The organism is Streptomyces sp. NPDC090032, assembly GCF_044748025.1.
In the GTDB taxonomy this organism is placed as follows: Bacteria; Actinomycetota; Actinomycetes; order Streptomycetales; family Streptomycetaceae; genus Streptomyces.
Genome location: NZ_JBIVFF010000008.1, coordinates 159,686 through 180,597 on the forward strand (window position 1 = coordinate 159,686; position 20,912 = coordinate 180,597).

A 20,912-nucleotide genomic window follows, 5' to 3' on the forward strand; every position below is an offset into this window, starting at 1 on the left:
CGTCTCCCCCATCGTCAGTCGCGGACGGCAACGGCGCGGGCCGCGCCGATCAGTGCGGCGTCCGAGGCGAGGCCCGCGGGTTGCACCGCACGAGTATGCCGCGCGAGACGTCGGGGGCTGTCATCCGAGGCGGCGTCCGGCGCCCAGCCGCCGTCCGTGAGTCCCGCCCGCAGCGCGGGGGCGACCAGGTCCCAGGAGCGGGCCATCGAGCCGCCGACGACCACGGTCGTCGCTCCGAAGGCGGTGAGCCGCGGTCCGAGGGCGGCGCCGAGGGTAACGAAGGCGTCGTCCAGGACGCGCCGGGCCCGCCGACCGCCCGCCCTGGCCAGCTCGGCGATGTCGCGGACGTCGGCGGACGGCTCACCGAACCGGGCGAGGATGGCCCGGCGGGACACGGACTCCTCCAAGGGTGCGCCGTCGGCCTCGGTCAGATCCATGCGCCCCTCGGGCGGCACACCCGGCCCCTTGTCGACGATCCTGCCGTCGGCGAGGAAGGCCGAGCCGACACCCGTGCCGAGGGTGATGCCGACGGCGCGGCCGTGGCCACGCGCGGCGCCCACGGACCACTCCCCCATCAAGAAGGCGTGGGCGTCGTTGAGGAAGACGACGTCATCCGGCCGCCGCCGCAGCTGTGCGAGCAGTACCGCGCGCACGTTCGTTCCGTACAGGGCCTCGAACTTGCCGACGCCCGCATAGAGCGCGATGCCCCGCGCGTAGTCGAAGGGACCCGGCACCGCCACACCCCACCGCGTGCCCTCCGCGGCGTCGAGGCGGTCGGCGCAGCGCCGGATGGCGCCGAGGATGTCCCCGGCGCCACCCTCCGGATCGAGCGGCCGGTGGATGCGGCCGGCCACGCGGCCGTCGGCCGGGTCGACGAGGGCCGCGGTGACATGCGTGCCTCCGACCTCGATGACCGGTATCACCGGACGAGGGCTTTCACGACCCGGACCGGTCCCCCGTCCGCCGCGCGCAGCCGGTAGCCGCCCACGGCGGCCGGTACGGTCAGCGTCTCCGCGTACGCCAGTTCGTGGCGGTCGCCCGCCGCGGTGTGCACGGTCACGCCGTCGCCCTCGACCACGTTCAGGATGTGGAACCGTCCCGCGGTGTCGTCGTCGGCCTCCGCCCCGGCGTCGAGGACGTACCTCCTCACCTCGTAGAACATCTCGTCGAGTGCGCCGATGACCTCTTCGCGCCAGCCCGTTCCCTCGCGCACGGTGCGCGGCTGCTGCACCAGGTCGCGGGCGACCGCGGCGCCGCGCCGCCCGGTCTCCAGGTTGGCGAAGCCGTGTTCGTAGGGCAGCGGGCGCGGGTTGCCGTCGGCGTCGGGCCGCAGCCAGTCGTAGAACCGCAGGCTGTACAGGTACGGCGTGGCACTGATCTCCAGGACGAGGTTGCCTGCCCCGCTGGCGTGCGGTGTGCCCGCGGGGATCATGAACAACTGGCCCTGCTCGGCGGGGAAGGCGCGGACGTGGTCCTCGGGATTCATGGGTGTGCCCTCGGTCGCGGCCTGCCGCACCCGCTCGCGGAAGACGTCGACGTCCGCGTCCTCGCGCAGTCCGAGGAACACCTTCGCGCCGGGGCCGCCGAGCGTCATGTAGTACGTCTCGTGCTGGGTGTACGGCCAGCCGAACCGCTCGCGCATGTACGGCTCCTTGGGGTGGCAGTGCACCGAGAGGTTGCCCCCGCCGACGGTGTCGAGGTAGTCGAAGCGCAGGGGGAACGACGTGCCGAAGCGCGCGTGCACCTCCGCACCGAGGACGCTCTGCGGCTCCAGGACGCACATGAGCTGGAACGGCACCTCGGCCTGCGCCCGGGGTCCGGTGCCGACCAGGATTCCGGCCTCGGGTGCGATCAGCTCGTAGCCGAGTGCGGTGTTGCGGGCATCGGGGCCGAAGCCGAGCGTGCGCTGGGCCCAATGCCCGCCCCAGGGAGTGGAGTTGAAGTACGGACGGGTGCGCACGGGCCGCCGGGCGAGGGCGGCGTACGTGGCCCGCAGGCCGGGGCCGTCGAGCCACACCGGGCGATCGGGGTCCTGGAGGTCGAGCCAGCCGTCGAGCCGCGGCGCGAGCGCGTCGCGGTGGCGGTCGAGCATCGGCCAGTCCGCGTAGAACAGCCGTCGCAGGTCGGGCTTCTCGCCCGGCAGGCCGAGGTTCGTCCCGGCCGTGCCCGCGACCGCGGCGGCCTCCGCATACCGCTTGGGCAGGTCGGCGTACCAGAGCAGGTCGTGGTCGACGAGCGCGGCGCCGGGGCCGTAGACGACGAGGAGCCCCTCGTCCGGTCGCGCCGCCGCGGGAAGCGTGTCGAAGAGGTCGCCGAGCGGGTTGTCGGCGAGTTTGCGGAAGTAGGGGTCCTCCTCGTCCTCGGGCCGCTCGGTCCGGGTGCGGATCTCGGCGGGCGGTGCGTAGTAGCCGCGTACGTCGAGCAGCGTCACCGGGGTGGCCGTGAGCGCGCGCCGAAGGTGCTCGGCGAGCGCGTCCCAGTCCACGGTCGGCGGGCCCTCAACTGCCAACACCGCTGGTTCCGAGGGGAGTTGAGCTGCCGCTGCCTGCCAGCCGACGGTCAGAACGGCCTGCGGGGCCGGGGCGTAACGCGGGTCGAGCCGGTACACGAAGTCTCCTTCACACATCGGGGTACGCGTGGGCGCGTACGGTCTCAGCGGCGGAAGAGCACCGCGGCGGTGCCGAGGGCGGGCAGGTCGACGGTGACCTCGCCGTCCTGGAGGGACAGTTCGTCCCCGGTGCGGCCGTGGTAGTCGGCGAGATGGGCCTCCGAGACGGGGAAGAGGGCGCGCACGGGGCAGGCGACACGCTCTTCGGCGAAGGACTGCAGGCGCAGCAGGACGGCTCCGTCCGCGTCGGGGGTGGTGGCGCCGACGAGCCGTACGCGCGGGTCGCCGACCGTCGCGAAGCCGAGCCGGTCCGGGGCCCCGGCGGACACCGGCCCGCGGGCGCGCACGGCGTGCAGGAGTCGTGAGGTGCCGGCCGCGGTGCGCGGGCCGAGGCCCGCGACGTCGGCGCCCGTGGCACAGGAGAGGGAGTACCGGAAGGTGAACTCGAAGGCCTGCTCGCTGGGGAAGTTGGTGTCCCAGAGGTTGTTGTGGATCCAGGAGTACACGGTGGCCGGTTCGTCGTGGCCCATGGACTTGGGGAACGGCGCGTACGGCAGCGCGATGTTGCCGAACTGGACCAGCGGCGCGTCCTGCGTGGCCCACGCGACGGCGAGGTCGCCCTCCTGCAGGGAGATCCAGCGGCGCACGGCGCGCATGTGCAGGGCCGAGCCGGGCACCACCGGCAGCCCGGTGCCGGTCACGCCGCCCGACGCCTCCATCCGTACGGTGGGCGTCTCGAAGGCGAAGGGGAAGGCGAAGTAGGCGCTCTCCTTGCCGAGCGTGGCGTCCTTGTCGACCTGGTTCTCGATGTCGAGTCGGCCGACGCCGTGCCGGAGCGTGAGGGTGGTGCGCACGCGGTTGGCGCCCGGCGGCCGGGTCTCGTACGTGAGTGTTTCGGCGGTGGCCGTGGAGTGGCGGGCGATGAGCGCGGCGGGCGGGGCGACAGAGCGCTTGCCGAGGTGTTCGAGCCGGTCGGACGCGGTGGTGCGGCTGGAGTTGTGGTTGAAGCCGCCCGCCGTCGTGTACTTGTCGTGGATGTAGCCGTTGAAGCCGGTGATGGCGTCGGCGCGGACCAGTTCGCGGCCGGTCGCCTTGTCGACGACAGAGGTGATGCAGGCGCGGGCGAGGTCGACGCGGACGGCGAGGTGCTCGTTCTCCAGGAGCAGCGGGTCGGACAGCGCGTGGGCTGCCGCGGCGCTGGTGGCCGGGTCCTCGCGCTCGGTGCCGCCGGTGGGGTTCCAGCCGGTGGCAGCCTTGACGGTGGCCGTCTCCTCGGAGGCGTCGCCCGCTGTGTCGATCGCGCGCACGTCGATCCGTACGGAGCCTGCGGGCGGTACGTCGTCGACGCGTACGAGCAGGAACCGGCCGGCGTCGCGGTGGTTCTCGTTGGTCTGCGGGCGCTCCTCGTGGGGCAGCCGTTCGCCGGTGCGGGCGTCGTGGACGGCCACGGCCTGCTCCAGCGGGGCGCTGGACTCCGGGAGGAAGACCTCGGTGACGTCGGTGCGCGGCCAGGAGCAGGTGTTGACCACGTGATAGGAGGCGGCGGTGCCGGCGGGGCGGGCCAGACGCTGGCCGAGGCGGGCGCTCGCCCGGTCGAGCAGCGACTGCCCGTCGTCGCGGGCGCGCAGGGCCTGCCCGTACTTCCAGTGCCACTGCTGCTCACCGGAGTGGCCGTGGTCGTGTCCGTGCGTCCACGGGTCGCCCGCGCCCCAAGTGTGTTCGTCGAAGAGCGACACAGCCTCGTAGACACCGGCCGCGTCACGTGTGTCGTCCGCCGCTCCGGTGGCGTCGAGGACGCCCGCGAAGGTGCCGAGCGTCTGCGCGTCGGCGACGACGGCCTGCGCGGTGCGGGCCATCGACAGCGGGTGGGCGCCGGAGCCGACGCCGTCGACCCACCAGTCGGTCCAGTCGCCGTCGAAGGTCTGGATCTGATCGCCGAGCCTGGCCTCGGCGTCGGTGAAGAAGTCCTCGTTGCGCGACAGGCGCAGCTGCGGGTAGGTCCAGGTCTCGTTCCAGCGGCGTACGGTCTCGGCGATGATCCGGCGCGGCGGCGCGTTGTCGCCGAACTTGCCCTGGACGCGCAGGTGCAGGACGTCCCACGGGTAGGGCTCGCGCTTGATCTCCTCCTGGTCCATCGCCCAGCCGAAGACGCCGCCCTCGTACGGGTACGGGTTGGTGGCCAGCGAGGTGAGGTAGGCGGGCAGCAGGTCGTCGACGGACGAGTAGTCGGTGTCGAAGCCGAGCAGCGGGCCCTCCATGTAGGCGAGGCCGTGCGGGGTGTCGGTGACCCAGACGAGCACGCTGTTGCCGCTGGGCGCCTGCCAGCGGAAGAGGCGGGGCAGCTTCTCGCCGCCGACCAGGTGCGGCACCGAACGTCCGGCCCAATTGTGTGCCACGGAAAGGTATTTGACGCCTGCCGCGCTGAGCGCGTCGACCAGTCCGACGACGGATCCGGGCACGTCTGTCTGCATGGCCGAGGTGATGTCGACCCCGTGCTGGTCCCTCACCTGGTGGGCCAGGCGCAGCAGTTCGTGCAGCTCGTCGGTGGAGCAGGTCTCGGTGTGCAGGTTGAACGGCATCGCGGTGAGCTCGATACGTCCCTCGCGCACCCGCCGTACGAACTCCGCCACCTGCTCCGCCGGGCGGGCGGCGGCCCACTGCTGGAACGACCACAACGACTCGACGCACCAACGGAATTGCGACTCGGGCGCCCAGTCATCGGTGGCCCGGGTCAGCTCCAGGCACGAGTCGAGGAAGGAGAGGTGTTCGGCGAGGACGCGGCCCTGCGGGTCGGTGTAGCCGATGTCGAGGTGCGAGTGGTGCACCAGGTGGATGGTCCACTGGCGTTGCGGAGTGAGCGTCACCTCGATGCCGCTGCCGCCGTCCCCTTCCGGCAGCGCGAGGGTGACCCGCTGCGCCGTGTCGACGACGGGCACCAGCAGGCGGACCGAGCCGTTCGGCCCGGCGACGCGCTCGGCTGTCAGCGGCGCACCCGACTCGGCGCGTACGGCGAGTTCGGCCGGTATCGGGGTGCCGTTCACCGCCTCCACCCGCAGCGACTGCAGCAGCCCGCCGCCTTCGGCCCGGCGCATCAGCGGCTCTGCGGTCAGGCGCAGGGCGCTGCCGCCCAGGGTGCCTTCCGCGCTGACGACGGAGCCGCGCAGACTCTCGCGGATACGGTCGTTGTCCCAGTCGGTGGTACGGACGAGGGCCCGTGTGGTCATGCGGAGATCTCCAAGTCGGGGTGAGGGTGGGGGACTTCAGCGGGTGCTGGCGGTGACGCCGCGCAGGAACAGGCCGCGGAACACGAGGAAGACGACGAGGGTGGGCAGGGAGACGATCAGCGCGCCGGCCAGGATGACGGGCGGGCCCGAGGAGGCGTACGCGTTGTTGAGCGTGGTGAGGGCGGCCATCACCGGCTGGATGTCGGGGCTGCGGCTGAGCGTGATGCCGAACAGCAGGTCGTTCCACACGGCGGTGAACTGGAAGATGAACGCGGCCGCCAGGCTGGAGCCCATCAGCGGCACGTGGATGCGCCAGAAGATCCGCCGGAACGAGGCACCGTCGATCATGGCCGCCTCGGTGACCTCCGGCGGCATCGTGGTCATCTGGTTGCGGACGAGGAAGAACGCGAACGGGACGGCCCACGCCACGTACACGAGCATCAGGCCGAGCCGGGTGTCGTAGAGGTTGCCGTCGGCGTACATGCCGAACAGCGGCGCGAGGAACATCTGCAGCGGGAAGAGGGTCCCCGAGTAGATGAGCCAGAACCAGAACGCGGGCTTCGGGACGGGCAGCACCACGACGGCGAAGGCGGCCATGGCGGCGACGAGCACGGCGACGGCGCCGCACACCACCGCGTACAGCAGCGAGTTGAGGAAGCTGTCGCCGATGCCCGCCTCGCTCCAGGCGGTGGCGAGGTTGTCCCAGAGCGCGAAGCCCTGCGGCGTCCAGTCCGGCTTGCCCGCATAGGAGGTGACCGGCGTCAGCGCGTTCACCACCAGCAGGTACACGGGGATCAGCCAGAGCACCACGGTGCCGGCGACGAAGATGTTGCGGAAGATCCTTCCCACGGGATGTCACTCCTTGTCGGGCGGCTCGGGTCAGCGCGGGGACGTCTCGGGCATCTGCCGGCGCAGGTACATCCAGGAGGAGGCGACGACGATGACGGACAGGACGAGGGCGATGGCGGAGCCGTAACCGACGTGGAAGAGGCGGAAGGCTTCGCGGTACATGGTCAGCGCCAGGGTCTCGGAGGAGCGGGCAGGTCCGCCCTGGGTGAGCACCCAGATCATGTCGAAGGCCTTGAGGCTGTTGACGATGGCCATGCCGATCACCACCACGCTCACGGACCGCAGTTGGGGCAGCGTGATGTGGCGGAACATCCGCCAGCCGGTCGCGCCGTCCAGCTCGGCAGCCTCGACGGTCTCGCGCGGGATGGCACGCAGGCCGATGGCGAACAGGACGACGTTCAGGCCGGTGGCCTGCCAGGTGCTGGCCACGATCATGGAGAGGGTGTTCTGCGGCCATTCGAGCAGCCAGGGGTGTGCGAGCGAGCCCAGACCGAGGGCGTTGAGCACCTGGTTGAGCGAGCCCTCCGAGGTGAGGATGAACTTCCACAGCACGGCGGTGGCGGCGCCCGAGATCGCGTACGGCAGCACGACGACCAGCTGCGCGACGCGCCCCAGACGCATCCGGTGCGTGGCCACGGCGATGGCGAGTCCGGCCAGGACGGGCAGCAGGAGCGTGCCCGCCACCCACATCACGGTGTTGAGCAGCGACCGGCCGAAGATCGGGTCGTCGGCAAGCCGGGTGTAGTTGTCGAGGCCCGTGTAGTGGCTGGTGAAGCCGTTGTCCTCGAAGAGGCTGCCGTAGATGCTGCGCAGGAACGGGTAGATGAGCAGCACCCCGACGAGCAGCAACGCGGGCAGCGCCCACGGGACGCCGGTCAGCGGGCCGCCCATCCGGCCACGCGCCGCGGTGGCCGCCTGGTGGGGCGTGCGGGTGGGGATGCGGCGACGTGGCCGCACCACCTCGGCCGACTCTGCTGCGGGTATCGCGCGCACGGCGTCCGTCATGAGCCTTCCGCCTCCTTCCATACCTGCCACGCCTCGTCGGCGCGGCCCTGCATGGTCCGCAGCACCTTGCGGTACGAGGACGGGTCGATCAGGAAGCCGGCCAGGTCGTCGACCGTGGACTCGACCAGTTCGGGCGGCCCCAGCTCCCAGAAGCGGTTGAGCTTGCGCGCCTTCGTCTCCCGCGCGGTCGTCGCCACGCCGTCGATGATCGCGTCGGCCGGTGGCACGGCCGGGTTGGGACAGCCGTCCTGCAGCGTGTGCGAGAACGCCTTCATCACCTTCGGATGCGTCCAGGCTCCGGCGGCGCGGTAGGCCTCCTCGCGGTCGGGTCCCTTGACCGTGCAGACGAGGGCGCTGGACTCGAAGATCACGGCGGGGCGTACGCGGGTGTTCTGCATGGGCAGCACGAATGCGTCGACGTTCTTGCCGGGCTTGCCCCCGGCGCCCGCCAGGACGGATCCGAGCCAGGTGCCGCAGGGCACCATCCCGACCTTGCCGTGGACGAGGCCCGCGGCGGCCATGGTGTGGTCCATGTCCATCGACGTGAACCAGTCCTTGTCGAAGAAGGACACGATGGTGCGCATCGCCCGCTGCGTCGGCGCGTCGGTGTACCGGGCCCGGCCGTTCATGAGGTCGTCGTAGAACTGGGGGTCCTGGCGGCTGAGGATCTCCTGGAACCAGATGAAGGCGGGCCACCGGCCGGCGGTGGTGCCGTGCAGTGGGGTGATGCCGGCGTGCTTGAGGCGGTCGGCGGCGTGCAGGAAGTCGTCCCATGTCCGCGGTTTTTTCAGGCCGTTGGACCGGAAGACCTCGGGGTTGTAGTAGAAGACCCAGTAGGCCAGGTTCATCGGGAGGCCGTAGACGCGCCCCTGGTAGGTGAACGCGGAGCGCAGCGAGGGGTCGGCCCACCCCTTGCGGACCGCGCTCGCCCAGTGGTCCGAGAGGTCGACGATGCCGCCGGTGCGGGCCAGGTCCTGGAGGCGGTAACCGGACCAGTATTTGAGCATGTCCGGCGTCTCACTGGTGCGCAGCGAGGACTTGACGACCTGTTCGAAGGATTCCAGGGACGGGATGACCTCGGGGACGAGTTCGAGTCCGGCGACCGAGCGCATCGCCGCGCCCGCCGCCTTCAGCGGGGCGGCCCAGGTCGGGTTGTCCCCGTGCACAGCCACCTTGCCGGGCGGCTGCCCGGCCGCGGTGCCGCACGCGGAGACGAGCGGCGCCGCGGCGGTGGCGAAGGTGCCGGCCGCCACCGTGCGCAGCACGGTGCGGCGGCTGGGGAGGGCGGAAAGGGCGGAGGTGCGTATGCGACCGAGCGGTGGGTGACGGCCTGTCATGGGGCGGCTCCCTCAGGCATGTTCAAGATCGTGTTATCGTTAACACTCACTGCGGGGAGCTTGGCCGCAGTGCCGGGTGGATGTCAATGGCCGCGACGCGGTGAATACGTGAAGCGTTCCAGCGGCCCAGCCTCCGTGAGCAGGGATCGGCCGGGGCACCGATGACGCGAGGGGCCGACCGCGTACGGCCGGCCCCTCGTCACCGCTGGGACTGCGGGTGTCACATCTTCGGCATGAGGACCGTGTCGATGATGTAGACGTTGGTGTTGGCCGTCCTGACGTCGCCGCAGACCACGTCCAAGGCGTCCAAGGCGATCACCCGGTACCGGACCTGGGCCGCCGTTCGACCGGCGCAATACGGCTGCTGACACGAAACCGCACCGTCGGCTCGTGCGGTGCAGGAATGAGTTCCACGCCCACCGGCCCGGCGAAGGTGTACCCCTTCTCGGCCGCGTGCCGGCGCACCTGATTCACCAGATCCGGCTCGACCGCCAGCGTGTGCGTCATCAACTTGTGGTGGATCTCCGGCGCCAGACCGATGACGAAGGCATTGGGCACCACCACCCTCTGACGACCCACGATCAGGGCGTTGTCGTCGCACTCGCGGCGGAGCAACTCGACGACCTCCCCGGGCCTCTCCTTCGGACGAAACAGCTTGCCCCACAAGGTGTTGGTCCATCGCTCCATGACAAGTTCGGCGGTTGTGAAGGGCTCCATGACGGTCGGCTGCCCGTCTGCTCGAGGCACACGCCCGCCCATCCGAGTGACAGTGCGGGTGCCTCGAGGCAACCTCCAGCCGGATCACACATGCCACAACGCCGCAGAACGCCGTCGCATGGCCCGGTGCCCCTTCTCGACCGGTCGACGCACGCGGTCAAAGCACTTCGTGGTGTGCGCTCCGCCCACCGAGAAGGTGCTCCCTGCCCCAGGCGCCCAGGGGGCCCAGAGCCTCATTCAGGGACGCACCAAGCGGGGTGAGGGAGTAGGTGACGCGGCGTACCGCCCCCTCCGATGCCTCCTCCCGGAAGACGATGCCATCGGCCTCCAACTCCCGCAGATGAGAGGCGAGGACCTTCTCGGTCACTCCGGGAATGCCACGCCTCAACTCACCGAACCGGCAAGGACATTCCCTCAGCGCCCACAGGATGAGCACCTTCCACTTACCGCCGACCACGTCGATCGCTGCGTCGATGCCGCACACGTACTCGTCCCGCCTGGTCATCCACTCACTTTAGGGTAACCACCCACTAAAGAGTGCGTACTTGATCACGGTCCGGGCGTACACGAGCCTGATCGGCATGGACACCCACAGCACTCCCAAGGCACCCGTCACGCTCCTTGGTCTCGGCGACATGGGCACCGCGCTCGCCCGCGCCTGGCTGGCCGCGGGACACCCCCTGACCATCTGGAACCGCACCCCGGAAAAGGCCGGACCACTGGCACGCGAGGGTGCCCGGACGGTGGCCACCGCGGCCGAGGCGGTAGCTTCGGCAACCGGTCCCGTCGTCCTTTGCCTGCTGGACGACGCCTCCGTGGACGAGGCTTTGGACGGCACCGACCTGAACGGCAAGGACGTGGTCAACCTGACCACGAACACCCCCGCCCATGCCCGGCAGCGCGCACACTGGGCCGAGGAGCGCGGGGCTCGTCTCCTCGACGGCGGGATCATGGCCGTCCCCCCGATGATCGGTCGGCCGGAGACGGGCGGCTACATCCTCTACAGCGGCGACCACGCTCTGTTCGCACGCCACCGCGCGGCACTGGAGGCGCCGGCCGGCGCGAAGTTCGTGGGCGAGGACCCCGGCCACGCGGCACTGCACGACATCGCCTTGCTCAGCGCGATGACCGGCATGTTCGCGGGTATCACCCACGCCTTCGCCTTGATGGGTCCCGAGAAGGACCTCGACCAGGCCCGATTCGCCACCCTGCTCGCGGAATGGCTCGGCGCGATGTCCGGAGCCGCGCACGGCATCGCCGCCCAACTGAGCAGCGACAACTTCACCGAGGGTGTCACCTCCAGCCTCGCCATGATGACGGCGGCCAACGACACGCTCCTGGCCACGGCGCAGGACCAGTCCGTCGACGCACGGCTTCTCACCCCCTATATGGAGCTGATGCACCAGAGGGTGGCCCAGGGCCACGGCGACGAGGGTCTGGCGGGCACAGTCGGCCTGCTCAGAAACGAGTGATGATTCGCACGGCGTTCGCACCGCGTTCGCAGCGGGCACGGCAGCGTCGCCCGATGACTGAGAGGTCATCAATTCCTTTTCAGTCAGGGGTTGTTCGCCCTGTGCCCGAGCTGCATCCTGAGGCAGCGTCCTCGTCCGAGGACACCATTCGGTGCAGGCCGCAGGGAGATGGACGTGCTCACACCGCTCGCGTACGGCTTGGCCGTGGTGCTCAACCTCTTCGTCGTCTTCATCGGCCTCCGGTTCCTCTTCCAGCCCCGGGCCGCCGCCGCCGGCTACGGCGTGCCGGCCAAGGAGAACGGCGACTCCGCGTATCTGAGCGTCAAAGGTCTGCGCGATCTCGTCTCGGGCCTTCTCGGGCTCGCGCTGCTGGCGTTCTCGAACGCCGACGCCGCGGCCTGGTTCATGTCGGTGATCGCGCTGACCCCGCTGGGAGACACGGTGATCGTCCTCCGTAACGGTGGCACGAAAGCCGTGGCCTTCGGCATCCACTTTGCCACGGCGGTCGTCGTCCTGGTCTCCGCCGCCCTTCTCTTCGCAGCCTGATCCTCGCCGCACAACCGCCGCCACTCCACAGCGCCCAGGAGGCGAGCACATGTCCCTCATCCACCCGGACTTCGATCGGTCCCATGTCGTGCGTGAGGCCGAAGCAGAGGTCATCGGGCGTGCGCCGACCACCATTCGCCTGCTGGCGGACAGCAGCGCCACCGGCGGCGCGCTGTCCACGCAGCGGGTCACCCTCGCCGAGGGCGCGAACGGCGCCAACCCTCACCGCCACGGCAACTCCGCCGAGCTCTTCTACCTGCTGGACGGCACGGCCCAGCTCCTCTCCGGTGACCAGATCGTCACGGCCGGCCGCGGTGACCTCGTCGTGGTCCCGCCGAACGTGCCGCATGCCTTCGCCGCCGCTCCCGGCGAGAGCGCGGACATCCTCATCGTGATCACTCCGGGGGTCGAGCGCTTCGGGTACTTCCGTCATCTCGAACAGATCGCCTACGGCAAGGTCCCGCCGGAGAGCCTGCTGGACGTTCAGGAGCTGTACGACACGTACTTCCTGCAGAGCGAGACCTGGACCGCCGCTCGCGCCTGAACCGCCAGGCACCGCCGCATCCTCGGCGGAGTCATCCGACGCCGTCGCCGCGCTTGCACGGGACTCGGCCACCTCGAGATCACATCAGCGCAGGCCACGTGGCTCCGCACTTCCTGCGTCGTTCAGGGCGAGCACTCGACCCGCGCGTACACCGACCACCAGCTCGCGCTGATCTCACCGGCCCGGAACCGGCCCGCGCCGGCTGCCGAACACGCGCGGGCGATGCTGGAGGGCAAGCGCCGACGGCGAGCTCGCGCGCATCACCCGGAGCGCGCTGGACGAGGTCGAACGCTACTGTGCCGGGCGAGAGTTCACCCCATCGCGTGACCCGCGCGGCCCTGACGACGTCCGCCTGATTTCATCCCTCCCTGTCACAACTCGGAGTGCCACATGCCAACCTCCGGCCACCTGTCGGACGTTCTCGTCTACACCCGCACCACGGGCTACCGCCACGACTCCATCCATGCCGGGAAGGCCGCTCTGCGCGAGCTCGGCGAGACGCACGGCTTCACGGTGGAGTCCTCCGAGGACCCCGCGGTCTTCACGGATGCCTCCCTCGCAGGGCGCAGTGCCGTGGTCTTCCTGTCCACCAGCGGCGAGGTGCTCACCCAGGACGGACAGGCCGCGCTGCGACGCTGGATCTCGGACGGCGGCGGCTTCATGGGCGTTCACTCCGCCGCGTGCACCGAGTACCAATGGCCGTACTACGGCGAGCTGCTCGGCGCGCGCTTCGCCGGCCACCCCGCCTTCCAGCCCGGCACCGTGCTGGTCGAGGACCCGAGCCATCCGGCGATGGCCCACCTGCCACCGCGGTGGGACTGGAACGACGAGTGGTACGACTTCCGCAGCACCCCGCGCCGGCCCGGCGTGCGCGTCCTTGCCACCGTCGACGAGTCCGGCTACGAGGGCGGCGGCATGGGCTCCGATCACCCCCTGATCTGGTGCAAGGAGTCCGGCGCCGGCCGCTCCTTCTATACCGCGCTGGGCCACGCGACCGACGCCTACACCGCCCCCGCCTTCCGCCGCCATCTCCTGGGCGGCCTGCGCTGGGCGGCGGGAGCGGAGAGCGCTGAGAGCACGGCGGGCGCAGCTGGCTGAATGGGAGCGGGCTGTTTCCGGACCAGCCAGCTATTCGCCCATTGGTGTCAGAGCATGATGAGCAGACGTGTCTTCGGCTTGAGCTTCCTGTTCACCGAACGGCTTTGCACGTACACCTCCAACTTGGGGTTGTTCCCCGCCTTCACGGAGACGGTCCCCTGAACATCCGTACCGAACAAAAGGCTGCGTGCCGCGTCGCCGGTGTAGGCGCGGTCGGTGTCCTTCTCGACCACGATGACTTCCTTGTTCTGCTGAACCTGGGCCCTTACACCCAACTGGTAGTAACAAGAGCCGCGTTCGTACTCCACGCCCGGATGCGAGTTCACGAAGGGGCGAATCTCGACTTCCTTGTCGACTTTCAGGAGGCGGTATTTGTCAGCCGCAATCGGTTCGAGGTTCGCCCGCACCTCGTCAACCGATATGTCCTGACCGACGGCGAACAGGTTCTTCGTGCCGCGCACCCCCTGCTCCCGCCCGCGGAGGAAGCTGGTCGCGGCAGCGCGCACGGTGCCGATCGCCTCTTCCACGCCCTTCTGGGAATCGGCATCCCAGATGGCGATGTTCCCGGCCGGGAAGCCGTAGTTCTGGGCGGTGCGCTTGGCCAGGGAGTTCGGGACGAGGATCGCGGAAGTCCAGTGTCCCGGAAGGCCGCCCATCTTCGCCGTGATCTTGTCGAGCCAGGGACCGAGGACGGCCATGTCACCGTCGTGCCGCCGGTCGCCGCCGGAGGCGTTCTCCTCGCCGTCCGTCACGACGATCTGGAGGAAGCTGTGCTCCCCGTATTCCTCCCAGATATGGCCGAGGTCGTCCAGGGACTTCAGAGAAGCCTCGATGAGGGCCGTAGCGCCACCGTTGACCTGGTACAGCCCCCGCATGGACGGCAAATGCTTCACGTCCATGTCCCAGACCAAATTCTCCACCCTGTGATCGAAGGAGTAGAGACTGATCCGTGTCTCATGGCCGAGGCTGTCCGACTCGGCCTTCAAACCCGCAACGAACTCGTCGACAACGCGGATGAGTTGACTCTGGTGCGGACGCATCGAACCCGAACAGTCCACTACCAGCGCGACGTGATTCACCTTGTGCTGGATCTTGTTTGCGGACACGTTTGTGCTCCCCTCCGAGGCTCCCCGAGTGATGACTTCACTCTATGAGGAGGCACTGACAACGGCCTTGACGCTCAATCACCTGCCTCGTCAGCCGGAACGCTCGATGCGTTCGAGATGTGACGCGACCCCGGGTCCGCCGACGGCTCCCTGCGCATCCGCCGCACGACCAGCACACCCCCCGCACCCAGCACAGCCGCCGCCCCGGCCGAGGCCGTCCACACCACCAACCCACCGCTGTCGGTGTCCGCCGCCGGGGCGGGGCCGGACGCCGTCAGCCGCACCGCGGCCTTGTCGTTGCCCGGCCGCTGATCCGGCAGCCTCGTGTTGCCCCTGTCTCGGACGACTTCGGCCGTGACGGCCACCGACCCCGGCCGGCTGTCCTTCTTGACGATCCGCAGCGTGAACTCGAAGAGGTTCTCCCGACCGACCTTCGTGTTCCCGTCACACACATAGGTACGGCCGCCATCGTCGGTCAGACAGTGCTGTTCCCACTCCTCCTCCTCGAGCTCAGGATCGTAAGGGGCGTGCACCACCTTCGCCCCGGGCGGCACCGTGAACACCGCCCGCACCTTGGCCACATTCGGATCGCCGGGGCCGTTGTTGACATAGCCGATGCTGACCTTGCGCTCAGCTCCGACCTTCCCGGTCAGCGAATCGCCGCGCGCCTCGAAGTCCGCGCTGTTGGTCACCGGGACATCAATGGTGGCCGGGCCGGAATCGGCGGTGAAGAGCCGACCGCCGTCGCCGGGCTCCCGTTCGAGGCGCAGCGCCGGACCGTCGCCGCGCTGCGGATCACGTCCGAGGTCGCCTGGTTTCAGGTCGGCGTCGTACGCCGATGCCGCATAGCTCAGGCGGGGGTCCACGGCATGCTCGCTCGCCTTGAACCTCGGAACAGGAGTCACACGCCACGTCTCGCCCGGCGCGATGACGGCGTCGGGGAACAGGCACCGGGTTACGCCGTCTTCGGTCAGCCGTGCACAGTTGCGGTGGCTCGTGGCCGGGTACAGGTCCCCGCCGCCATTGAGGCCCAACGCCAGGCCGCGCGCCGGGACATCACCGGTGTTGCGGATGAGGATCGGTACGTCGAACGAGTCCCGTGGGCCGAGCCCTGACACGTCCTCACCCTCGTTGACACGTAGTTCCGGCCGTCCGGCGATCACGACGATGCTGCCCCGGACGGGAGACACACCTTCAGCGGTCACGGTGTACCGCAGCACGCCGGAGTCCCCGGGCCTGGCTCCCGCGGCCGGACGCATGACCAGCTGCTTCTGCGACCAGCCCGCCTCTTTGGGAATCAGCGACATGTCGCAGCTGAAGACGCCCTTGCGCGGGCCGCAGCCGTCAGCCGCCTCGCTGAAATGCGCCACGCCCTCGATACCGCGGGCGTCGACGGTGATCCGGCCCGTGCGCCGGGGCCCGTCGTAATCGACCTCAAGGACCAGCTCATTGCTGCTGGGCGGGGCGGTATCGGGGTGCAGGCTCAGATAGAAGACCGGCCTGCTGATGTCACGTGGAGCCGTGGCGGCCGGGGCCCGCCAGGCTCCCGTCAGCGCGGTGACCGTGACCAGGACCGCGGCCAGTGCGTAGCTCCGCCAGGAAAACATCCCCGCAGTGTGCCCGACGTGCGCACGTCAGGACAGCCCTGTCCGGCAAGCTCGGACTCGTCCAGAATGAGGAGTTCGGGGCGCCGGTAGATCGCGCGGCCGGTAACAGTCAACCTGCATCCCTCCATCGGGTTGGTTCCGCACCTGGGTGGCTCTGCAGTGCACGGCATAGCGACGCGCCCCGAGAATCGAACGCCCTTGATTCCAGACGTCCGTCTGCCCAGGTTTCGCCGGGCACCGAACGCACGAGCGCAGCGGGTACGGGCCCGTGCGGCGATGCGAGTTGGCCGGAACGCTGGGCTTGATACGGGTGTGACGGGCGACAATTGGGACCCGTCCGCCGGACAACGGCACGGCGACGGCCCGGTGGATCAGGTGGCCGGTGGACCCAACACCGGTGGATCATTCGGCAGCTGGATCACGCGGCAGGTGGATAACAGCGCGATCATGTGACTGACATCACAGCGCGCCAACTCACGTCCGCAGGTCATCATATGACCCGATCACCGAAGGGGAGCGGGCGAGACCAGGAGCCGGGTCGCGCCCCGACAGCACTGCGAGACAAGGACGTTGCGCATGAATGGCCAGAACAGGTCTGCCCTTCGCGCGGGCTTCGGCATGCGCGCGGTCCAGCCCTCCCCCATCGTCGAACAGCCCTCACACGCGTAACAGAACCCGCGTCCCCGTCAGAGAATCCCCGCTGAGCCGCTCGAAGGATTCACCATGTCCCTGCCCAGAGTCACAACCGACGCCCCCGAACTCGCCCACGAGAACGCCGTGTTCCGCAAGGTCACCAAGCGCATCGTCCCCTTCCTCATCCTCTGCTACGTCGTCTCCTACCTGGACCGCGTCAACGTCGGCTTCGCGAAGCTGCAGATGTCCGACGACCTCGGCTTCAGCGAGGCGGCCTACGGTCTCGGTGCCGGCCTGTTCTTCATCGGCTACTTCCTCTTCGAGGTCCCCTCGAACCTGATGCTCCAGCGCGTCGGCGCCCGCACCTGGATCGCCCGCATCATGATCAGCTGGGGTGTGGTGTCGGCGGCGTTCGTGTTCGTCACGAACGAATCGACGTTCTATGTCCTGAGGTTCCTCCTGGGCGCCGCCGAGGCCGGGTTCTACCCCGGGGTGATCCTCTACTGCACCTACTGGTTCCCGTCACACCGCCGCGCCCGCGTCATCGCGATGTTCATGTCCGCCATCCCCGTGGCCGGCATCTTCGGCAACCCGCTCTCCGGCTGGATCCTGGACACCTTCCACGGCGTGAGCGGTTGGCAGGGCTGGCAGTGGATGTTCCTGCTGGAAGCCGTCCCCGCGCTCATGGTCGGCGTGGCCACGCTGTTCTACCTCGACAACGGTGTGCGGGACGCGAAGTGGCTCTCCGACGAGGAGAAGACCGTCATCGAGCGGGCGCTCGCCGAGGACACCAAGCACCAGACCGTGCACGGCAAGGTCTGGGACGCCTTCCGCGAGCCCAAGGTGTGGCTGATGAGCCTCATCTACTTCTGCTTCATCATGGGCCAGTACGCGCTGACGTTCTGGCTGCCCACGTTCGTCGAGTCCACCGGCATCAAGGGCAACCTCGCGATCGGCGTCCTCAGTGCCGTTCCGTTCCTCGCCGCGCTCGTCGCGATGAACCTGTTCGGCCGCTCGGCGGACAAGCGCCGCGAGCGCCGCTGGCACCTGGTCGTCCCGAGCCTCATGGGCGCCGTCGGGTTCTCGCTGGCCGCCTCCTGGTCCGGCTCGACCGTACTGTCCCTGATCGCGCTGTCGTTCGCCGCGGCCGGCGTGCTGACCTGCGCGCCGCTGTTCTGGTCGCTCCCGACCGCTTTCCTGGGCGGCGCCGCCGCCGCGGCCGGCCTCGCCGTGATCAACTCCGTGGGCAACCTCGCCGGCTTCGTCAGCCCGTACATGATCGGCGCGCTCAAGGACGCCACCGGCTCGACATCGATCCCGATGTACGTCCTGGCGCTCAGCCTCGTCGTCGGCGCGGCCGCGGTACTCGCCACCAAGAAGGACGTCGTCAACCGCTGACCGGATCAACCGAACCGGCCGGGCCGACCGCATCACCCAGATCAGCCGGATCGACCGGACAAGGTGGACACACCACCGGAAGACACCGGACACTCAGGAGTCACCATGCCGAGGTTCGCAGCGAACCTGTCCATGATGTACACGGAACACCCCTTCCTCGACCGCTTCGCCGCGGCCTCGGCGGACGGCTTCGAAGCCGTCGAATACCTCTTCCCCTACGCGTACGACGCCGCCGAGCTGCGCCGCCGGCTCGACGATCACGGTCTTCGGCAGGTGCTGTTCAACGCGCCTCCCGGCGACTGGGACTCCGGTGAGCGCGGGCTCGCCGCGCTGACCGGACGCGAGGCGGAGACGCGCTCCGGGATCGACCGGGCGCTGGAGTACGCGGCGGCCCTGGAGTGCGCGCAGGTGCACACGATGGCCGGGCTCGTGGGGCCGGACACTACGCCCGCGGAAGCGGACCGGCACCGCGACACCTACCTCGCCAACCTCACGTGGGCCGCAGGGCGGGCCGCCGCGGCGGGCGTCGACATCCTGGTCGAACCCATCAACCGCCGCGACATGCCCGGCTACTTCCTGACCCGCCAGGCCGAGGCCCACGCCGTGGTCCAGGAGGTGGGTGCCCCCAATCTCAAGGTCCAACTCGACCTCTACCACTGCCAGATCGTGGAGGGCGACCTCACCACCACCCTGCACCGCGACGTACCGACCGGCAGGGTCGGTCATCTGCAGATCGCGGGCGTACCGGACCGACACGAACCCGATGGGGGTGAGCTGAATATCCGTCATCTCTTCGATGTCATCGATGAGTTGAGCTTCGACGGGTGGATCGGCTGCGAATACCACCCCCGCGCCGGCACGAGCGAAGGTCTCGGCTGGCTGAACGACTACCGAGGAGTACAGGCATGAGGATCGTCATCACGGGTGGCTTCGGCTTCCTGGGACGGCAGGTCGCCGAAGGACTGCTGGAGACGCGGACGTTCCGTGGGGCACCGATCGACCGGCTGGTGCTCGCCGACCGGTTCGTGCCGGACGGTTCCGCGGTGGCGGACGACCCGCTCGTGGAGATCGTGCGGGGCGACCTGACGGAGCGTCTCGACGCCCTGTTCGCGGAGCCGGTGGACGTGGTGATCCACCTCGCCTCGGCCGTGTCGGCCGAGTGCGAGACCGACTTCGACCTCGGCATGAGCGCCAACCTGGACACGACCCGCGCGCTGCTCGAAGCCGCCCGCGCCCAGACGGCCGCCGGCGGCCCCCTACCGCGGGTGGTGTTCTCCAGCAGCGTCGCCGTCTACGGCTCCGACCCGGCGCTGCCGCTGCCCCCGGTGGTCAGCGAGGCGACCCTGCCCACCCCGAAGTCGAGTTACGGAACCCAGAAGTTCGTCTGCGAACAGCTGGTCGCCGACTACACGCGCCACGGGTTCCTCGACGGACGTGTGGCCCGTCTGATGACCGTGTCGGTCCGTCCGGGCAAGCCGAACGCTGCCGCGTCCGGATTCCTGTCCGGCATCATCCGCGAGCCCCTCGCGGGCCTGCCGGCCGTCTGCCCGGTCGATCCCGCCCTGCGGGTGGCCGTGGCCTCGCCGCGACGCACGGTCGAGGGGATCCTGCGTATCGCCGAGCTCGACCGCGGCGCGGGGCCGGGCATGCTCGACGGCGCGATCCCGGTCAACCTTCCCGCGCTCACGGTCTCGGTCGCCGACATGCTGGCGACCCTGCGACGGGTGGCCGGCGACACCGTCGCCGACCTGGTCACGATCGCCCCTGATCCCGGCATCGAGGCCATCGTCGGCTCCTGGCCCGCCGCCTTCGACAACACGCGCGCCACCGCACTCGGCCTCGGGCCCGACCCGAGCTTCGAGTCGGTCGTACGGGACTACGTCGCCGCCCACCCCGACGCGGTCGCGGCCGGGGTACCGGCCGCAGCCGGGCGCCCGGGCTCCGGCCAATAGACTGAGGAACATGTTCTCCAAGGTGAGCGGTCCCGTTCGGCTCACGGACCGGGTCGCCGCGATACTCGCGGCAGAGATCGAGTCCGGGCGCCTGGCCGAGGGCGACAAGCTCCCGACCGAGGTGGAGCTGGTCAAGCAGCTGGGTGTCAGCCGCACGGTCGTACGCGAGGCCGTCTCGCGGCTCCGCACCGCGGGCCTGGTCGAATCGCGCCAGGGAATCGGCGTGTTCGTCCTGCCCCGGCGCACCCGCCCCCTCGACCTCGAGGCCGAGTCGGCCGACACCAAGTCGAAGGTGCTGCAGATCGTGGAGGCCCGCTCCGCCCTCGAGGGCGAGGCGGCCTCCCTCGCGGCCGTCCGCGCCACACCCGCCGCCCTCGACCGGATGCGTCAGGCCCTGGACGCGATCGACGCGGCGGTCGCGTCCGGGGGCGACGGCGTGGACGAGGACCTCGCCTTCCACGGGTCGATCGCCGAGTCGACGGGGAACGCCGTGCTCGTATCGACGGTGCGGTACCTCGGCGAGGTGGCGCGCAGTGGCATCCGCGTCACCCGTGCCAACGAGGCACGCCGCGGCGACTTCATCGAAGCGGTCCGGCTGGAACACCACGCCATCCTGGCCGCTGTCGAGTCCGGCGACCCCGAAGCGGCCCACGCCGCGGCCCGCACCCATATGAAGCACGCCGCGGCGCGCCTCCAGGACGCGGACGACAGCTTCTGGACCGAGACGGAAGACCTGGCGGTCGAGCTCGGCACCACACCCTGACCGTCCTGACCTTGCTCGCCCAGGCGGAACGCCCGCCGCTGTTCCTCGATGCC

Annotated in this window: 18 protein-coding genes and 1 pseudogene; 8 read left to right on the top strand and 11 right to left on the bottom strand. The window is 69.8% G+C overall.

What is annotated here, in order from left to right; genetic code table 11:
• Positions 1–14: 14 nt before the first annotated feature.
• The 9 genes and pseudogenes from ACIPWY_RS21625 to ACIPWY_RS21665 form a co-directional block, all read right to left on the bottom strand.
• Complete coding sequence (locus ACIPWY_RS21625; RefSeq protein ID WP_362906632.1) at positions 15–923, bottom strand: ROK family protein; 909 nt, start codon at positions 921–923, stop codon at positions 15–17.
• On the bottom strand, positions 920–2,608 hold the full coding sequence (locus ACIPWY_RS21630) for a class I mannose-6-phosphate isomerase (protein ID WP_401534439.1): 1,689 nt from the start codon (positions 2,606–2,608) through the stop codon (positions 920–922). Before ACIPWY_RS21630 ends, ACIPWY_RS21625 begins: the two co-directional genes overlap by 4 nt.
• A gap of 44 nt (positions 2,609–2,652) precedes the next feature.
• On the bottom strand, positions 2,653–5,832 hold the full coding sequence (locus ACIPWY_RS21635) for a glycoside hydrolase family 38 C-terminal domain-containing protein (RefSeq protein WP_401534441.1): 3,180 nt from the start codon (positions 5,830–5,832) through the stop codon (positions 2,653–2,655).
• 36 nt (positions 5,833–5,868) lie between these two features.
• On the bottom strand, positions 5,869–6,681 hold the full coding sequence (locus ACIPWY_RS21640) for a carbohydrate ABC transporter permease (RefSeq protein ID WP_362906637.1): 813 nt from the start codon (positions 6,679–6,681) through the stop codon (positions 5,869–5,871).
• A 30-nt stretch (positions 6,682–6,711) separates the two neighbouring features.
• Positions 6,712–7,686, bottom strand: a complete 975-nt coding sequence (locus ACIPWY_RS21645) for a sugar ABC transporter permease (RefSeq protein ID WP_362906639.1) — start codon at positions 7,684–7,686, stop codon at positions 6,712–6,714.
• On the bottom strand, positions 7,683–9,023 hold the full coding sequence (locus ACIPWY_RS21650) for an ABC transporter substrate-binding protein (protein WP_401534443.1): 1,341 nt from the start codon (positions 9,021–9,023) through the stop codon (positions 7,683–7,685). The genes ACIPWY_RS21645 and ACIPWY_RS21650 overlap by 4 nt, the downstream gene beginning before the upstream one ends.
• A 220-nt stretch (positions 9,024–9,243) precedes the next feature.
• Positions 9,244–9,330: pseudogene (locus ACIPWY_RS21655) on the bottom strand (fasciclin domain-containing protein); the annotation flags it as partial.
• 8 nt (positions 9,331–9,338) lie between these two features.
• Entirely contained in the window at positions 9,339–9,740 is a 402-nt protein-coding gene (locus ACIPWY_RS21660; protein ID WP_362906642.1) for a DUF3662 domain-containing protein, read from the bottom strand.
• Between the two features lie 157 nt (positions 9,741–9,897).
• Positions 9,898–10,245: a helix-turn-helix domain-containing protein gene (locus tag ACIPWY_RS21665; protein ID WP_362906644.1), complete on the bottom strand. Its 348-nt coding sequence runs from the start codon at positions 10,243–10,245 to the stop codon at positions 9,898–9,900.
• 76 nt (positions 10,246–10,321) lie between these two features.
• Between ACIPWY_RS21665 and ACIPWY_RS21670 the strand changes: the two genes are divergently transcribed.
• From ACIPWY_RS21670 to ACIPWY_RS21685, 4 genes are all read left to right on the top strand, one after another.
• A complete protein-coding gene (locus tag ACIPWY_RS21670; protein ID WP_401534649.1) occupies positions 10,322–11,212 on the top strand; it encodes an NAD(P)-dependent oxidoreductase in 891 nt (296 codons plus the stop codon).
• A 174-nt stretch (positions 11,213–11,386) separates the two neighbouring features.
• Positions 11,387–11,758, top strand: coding sequence for a DUF4267 domain-containing protein (locus ACIPWY_RS21675; RefSeq protein ID WP_401534446.1), 372 nt, complete (start codon positions 11,387–11,389; stop codon positions 11,756–11,758).
• Positions 11,759–11,807: 49 nt separating this feature from the next.
• The gene (locus ACIPWY_RS21680) at positions 11,808–12,302 is read left to right on the top strand and encodes a cupin domain-containing protein (protein ID WP_389544304.1); all 495 of its coding nucleotides are present in this window, start codon (positions 11,808–11,810) and stop codon (positions 12,300–12,302) included.
• A gap of 390 nt (positions 12,303–12,692) precedes the next feature.
• Positions 12,693–13,400, top strand: a complete 708-nt coding sequence (locus ACIPWY_RS21685) for a ThuA domain-containing protein (protein ID WP_401534448.1) — start codon at positions 12,693–12,695, stop codon at positions 13,398–13,400.
• A 47-nt stretch (positions 13,401–13,447) separates the two neighbouring features.
• Here the strand turns inward: ACIPWY_RS21685 and ACIPWY_RS21690 are convergent, their stop codons facing one another.
• Together ACIPWY_RS21690 and ACIPWY_RS21695 are read right to left on the bottom strand one after the other, a co-directional pair.
• Positions 13,448–14,506: a VWA domain-containing protein gene (locus ACIPWY_RS21690; RefSeq protein ID WP_401534450.1), complete on the bottom strand. Its 1,059-nt coding sequence runs from the start codon at positions 14,504–14,506 to the stop codon at positions 13,448–13,450.
• Between the two features lie 74 nt (positions 14,507–14,580).
• Positions 14,581–15,876 carry a hypothetical protein gene (locus ACIPWY_RS21695; protein WP_401534452.1) on the bottom strand — a complete coding sequence of 432 codons (1,296 nt, stop codon included), beginning with the start codon at positions 15,874–15,876 and terminating at the stop codon, positions 14,581–14,583.
• 960 nt (positions 15,877–16,836) lie between these two features.
• Between ACIPWY_RS21695 and ACIPWY_RS21700 the strand changes: the two genes are divergently transcribed.
• The 4 genes from ACIPWY_RS21700 (at position 16,837) to ACIPWY_RS21715 (ending at position 20,859) form a co-directional block, all read left to right on the top strand.
• Positions 16,837–18,144 (top strand): MFS transporter, encoded by a 1,308-nt coding sequence (locus ACIPWY_RS21700; RefSeq protein ID WP_362906655.1) that lies wholly within the window; start codon positions 16,837–16,839, stop codon positions 18,142–18,144.
• A 105-nt stretch (positions 18,145–18,249) separates the two neighbouring features.
• Positions 18,250–19,053: a 2-oxo-tetronate isomerase gene (gene otnI, locus ACIPWY_RS21705; RefSeq protein ID WP_401534454.1), complete on the top strand. Its 804-nt coding sequence runs from the start codon at positions 18,250–18,252 to the stop codon at positions 19,051–19,053.
• Positions 19,050–20,096, top strand: coding sequence for a D-erythronate dehydrogenase (gene denD / locus ACIPWY_RS21710; protein ID WP_393702689.1), 1,047 nt, complete (start codon positions 19,050–19,052; stop codon positions 20,094–20,096). Before otnI ends, denD begins: the two co-directional genes overlap by 4 nt.
• 10 nt (positions 20,097–20,106) lie before the next feature.
• A complete protein-coding gene (locus tag ACIPWY_RS21715; RefSeq protein ID WP_362906661.1) occupies positions 20,107–20,859 on the top strand; it encodes a FadR/GntR family transcriptional regulator in 753 nt (250 codons plus the stop codon).
• Positions 20,860–20,912: the final 53 nt, after the last annotated feature.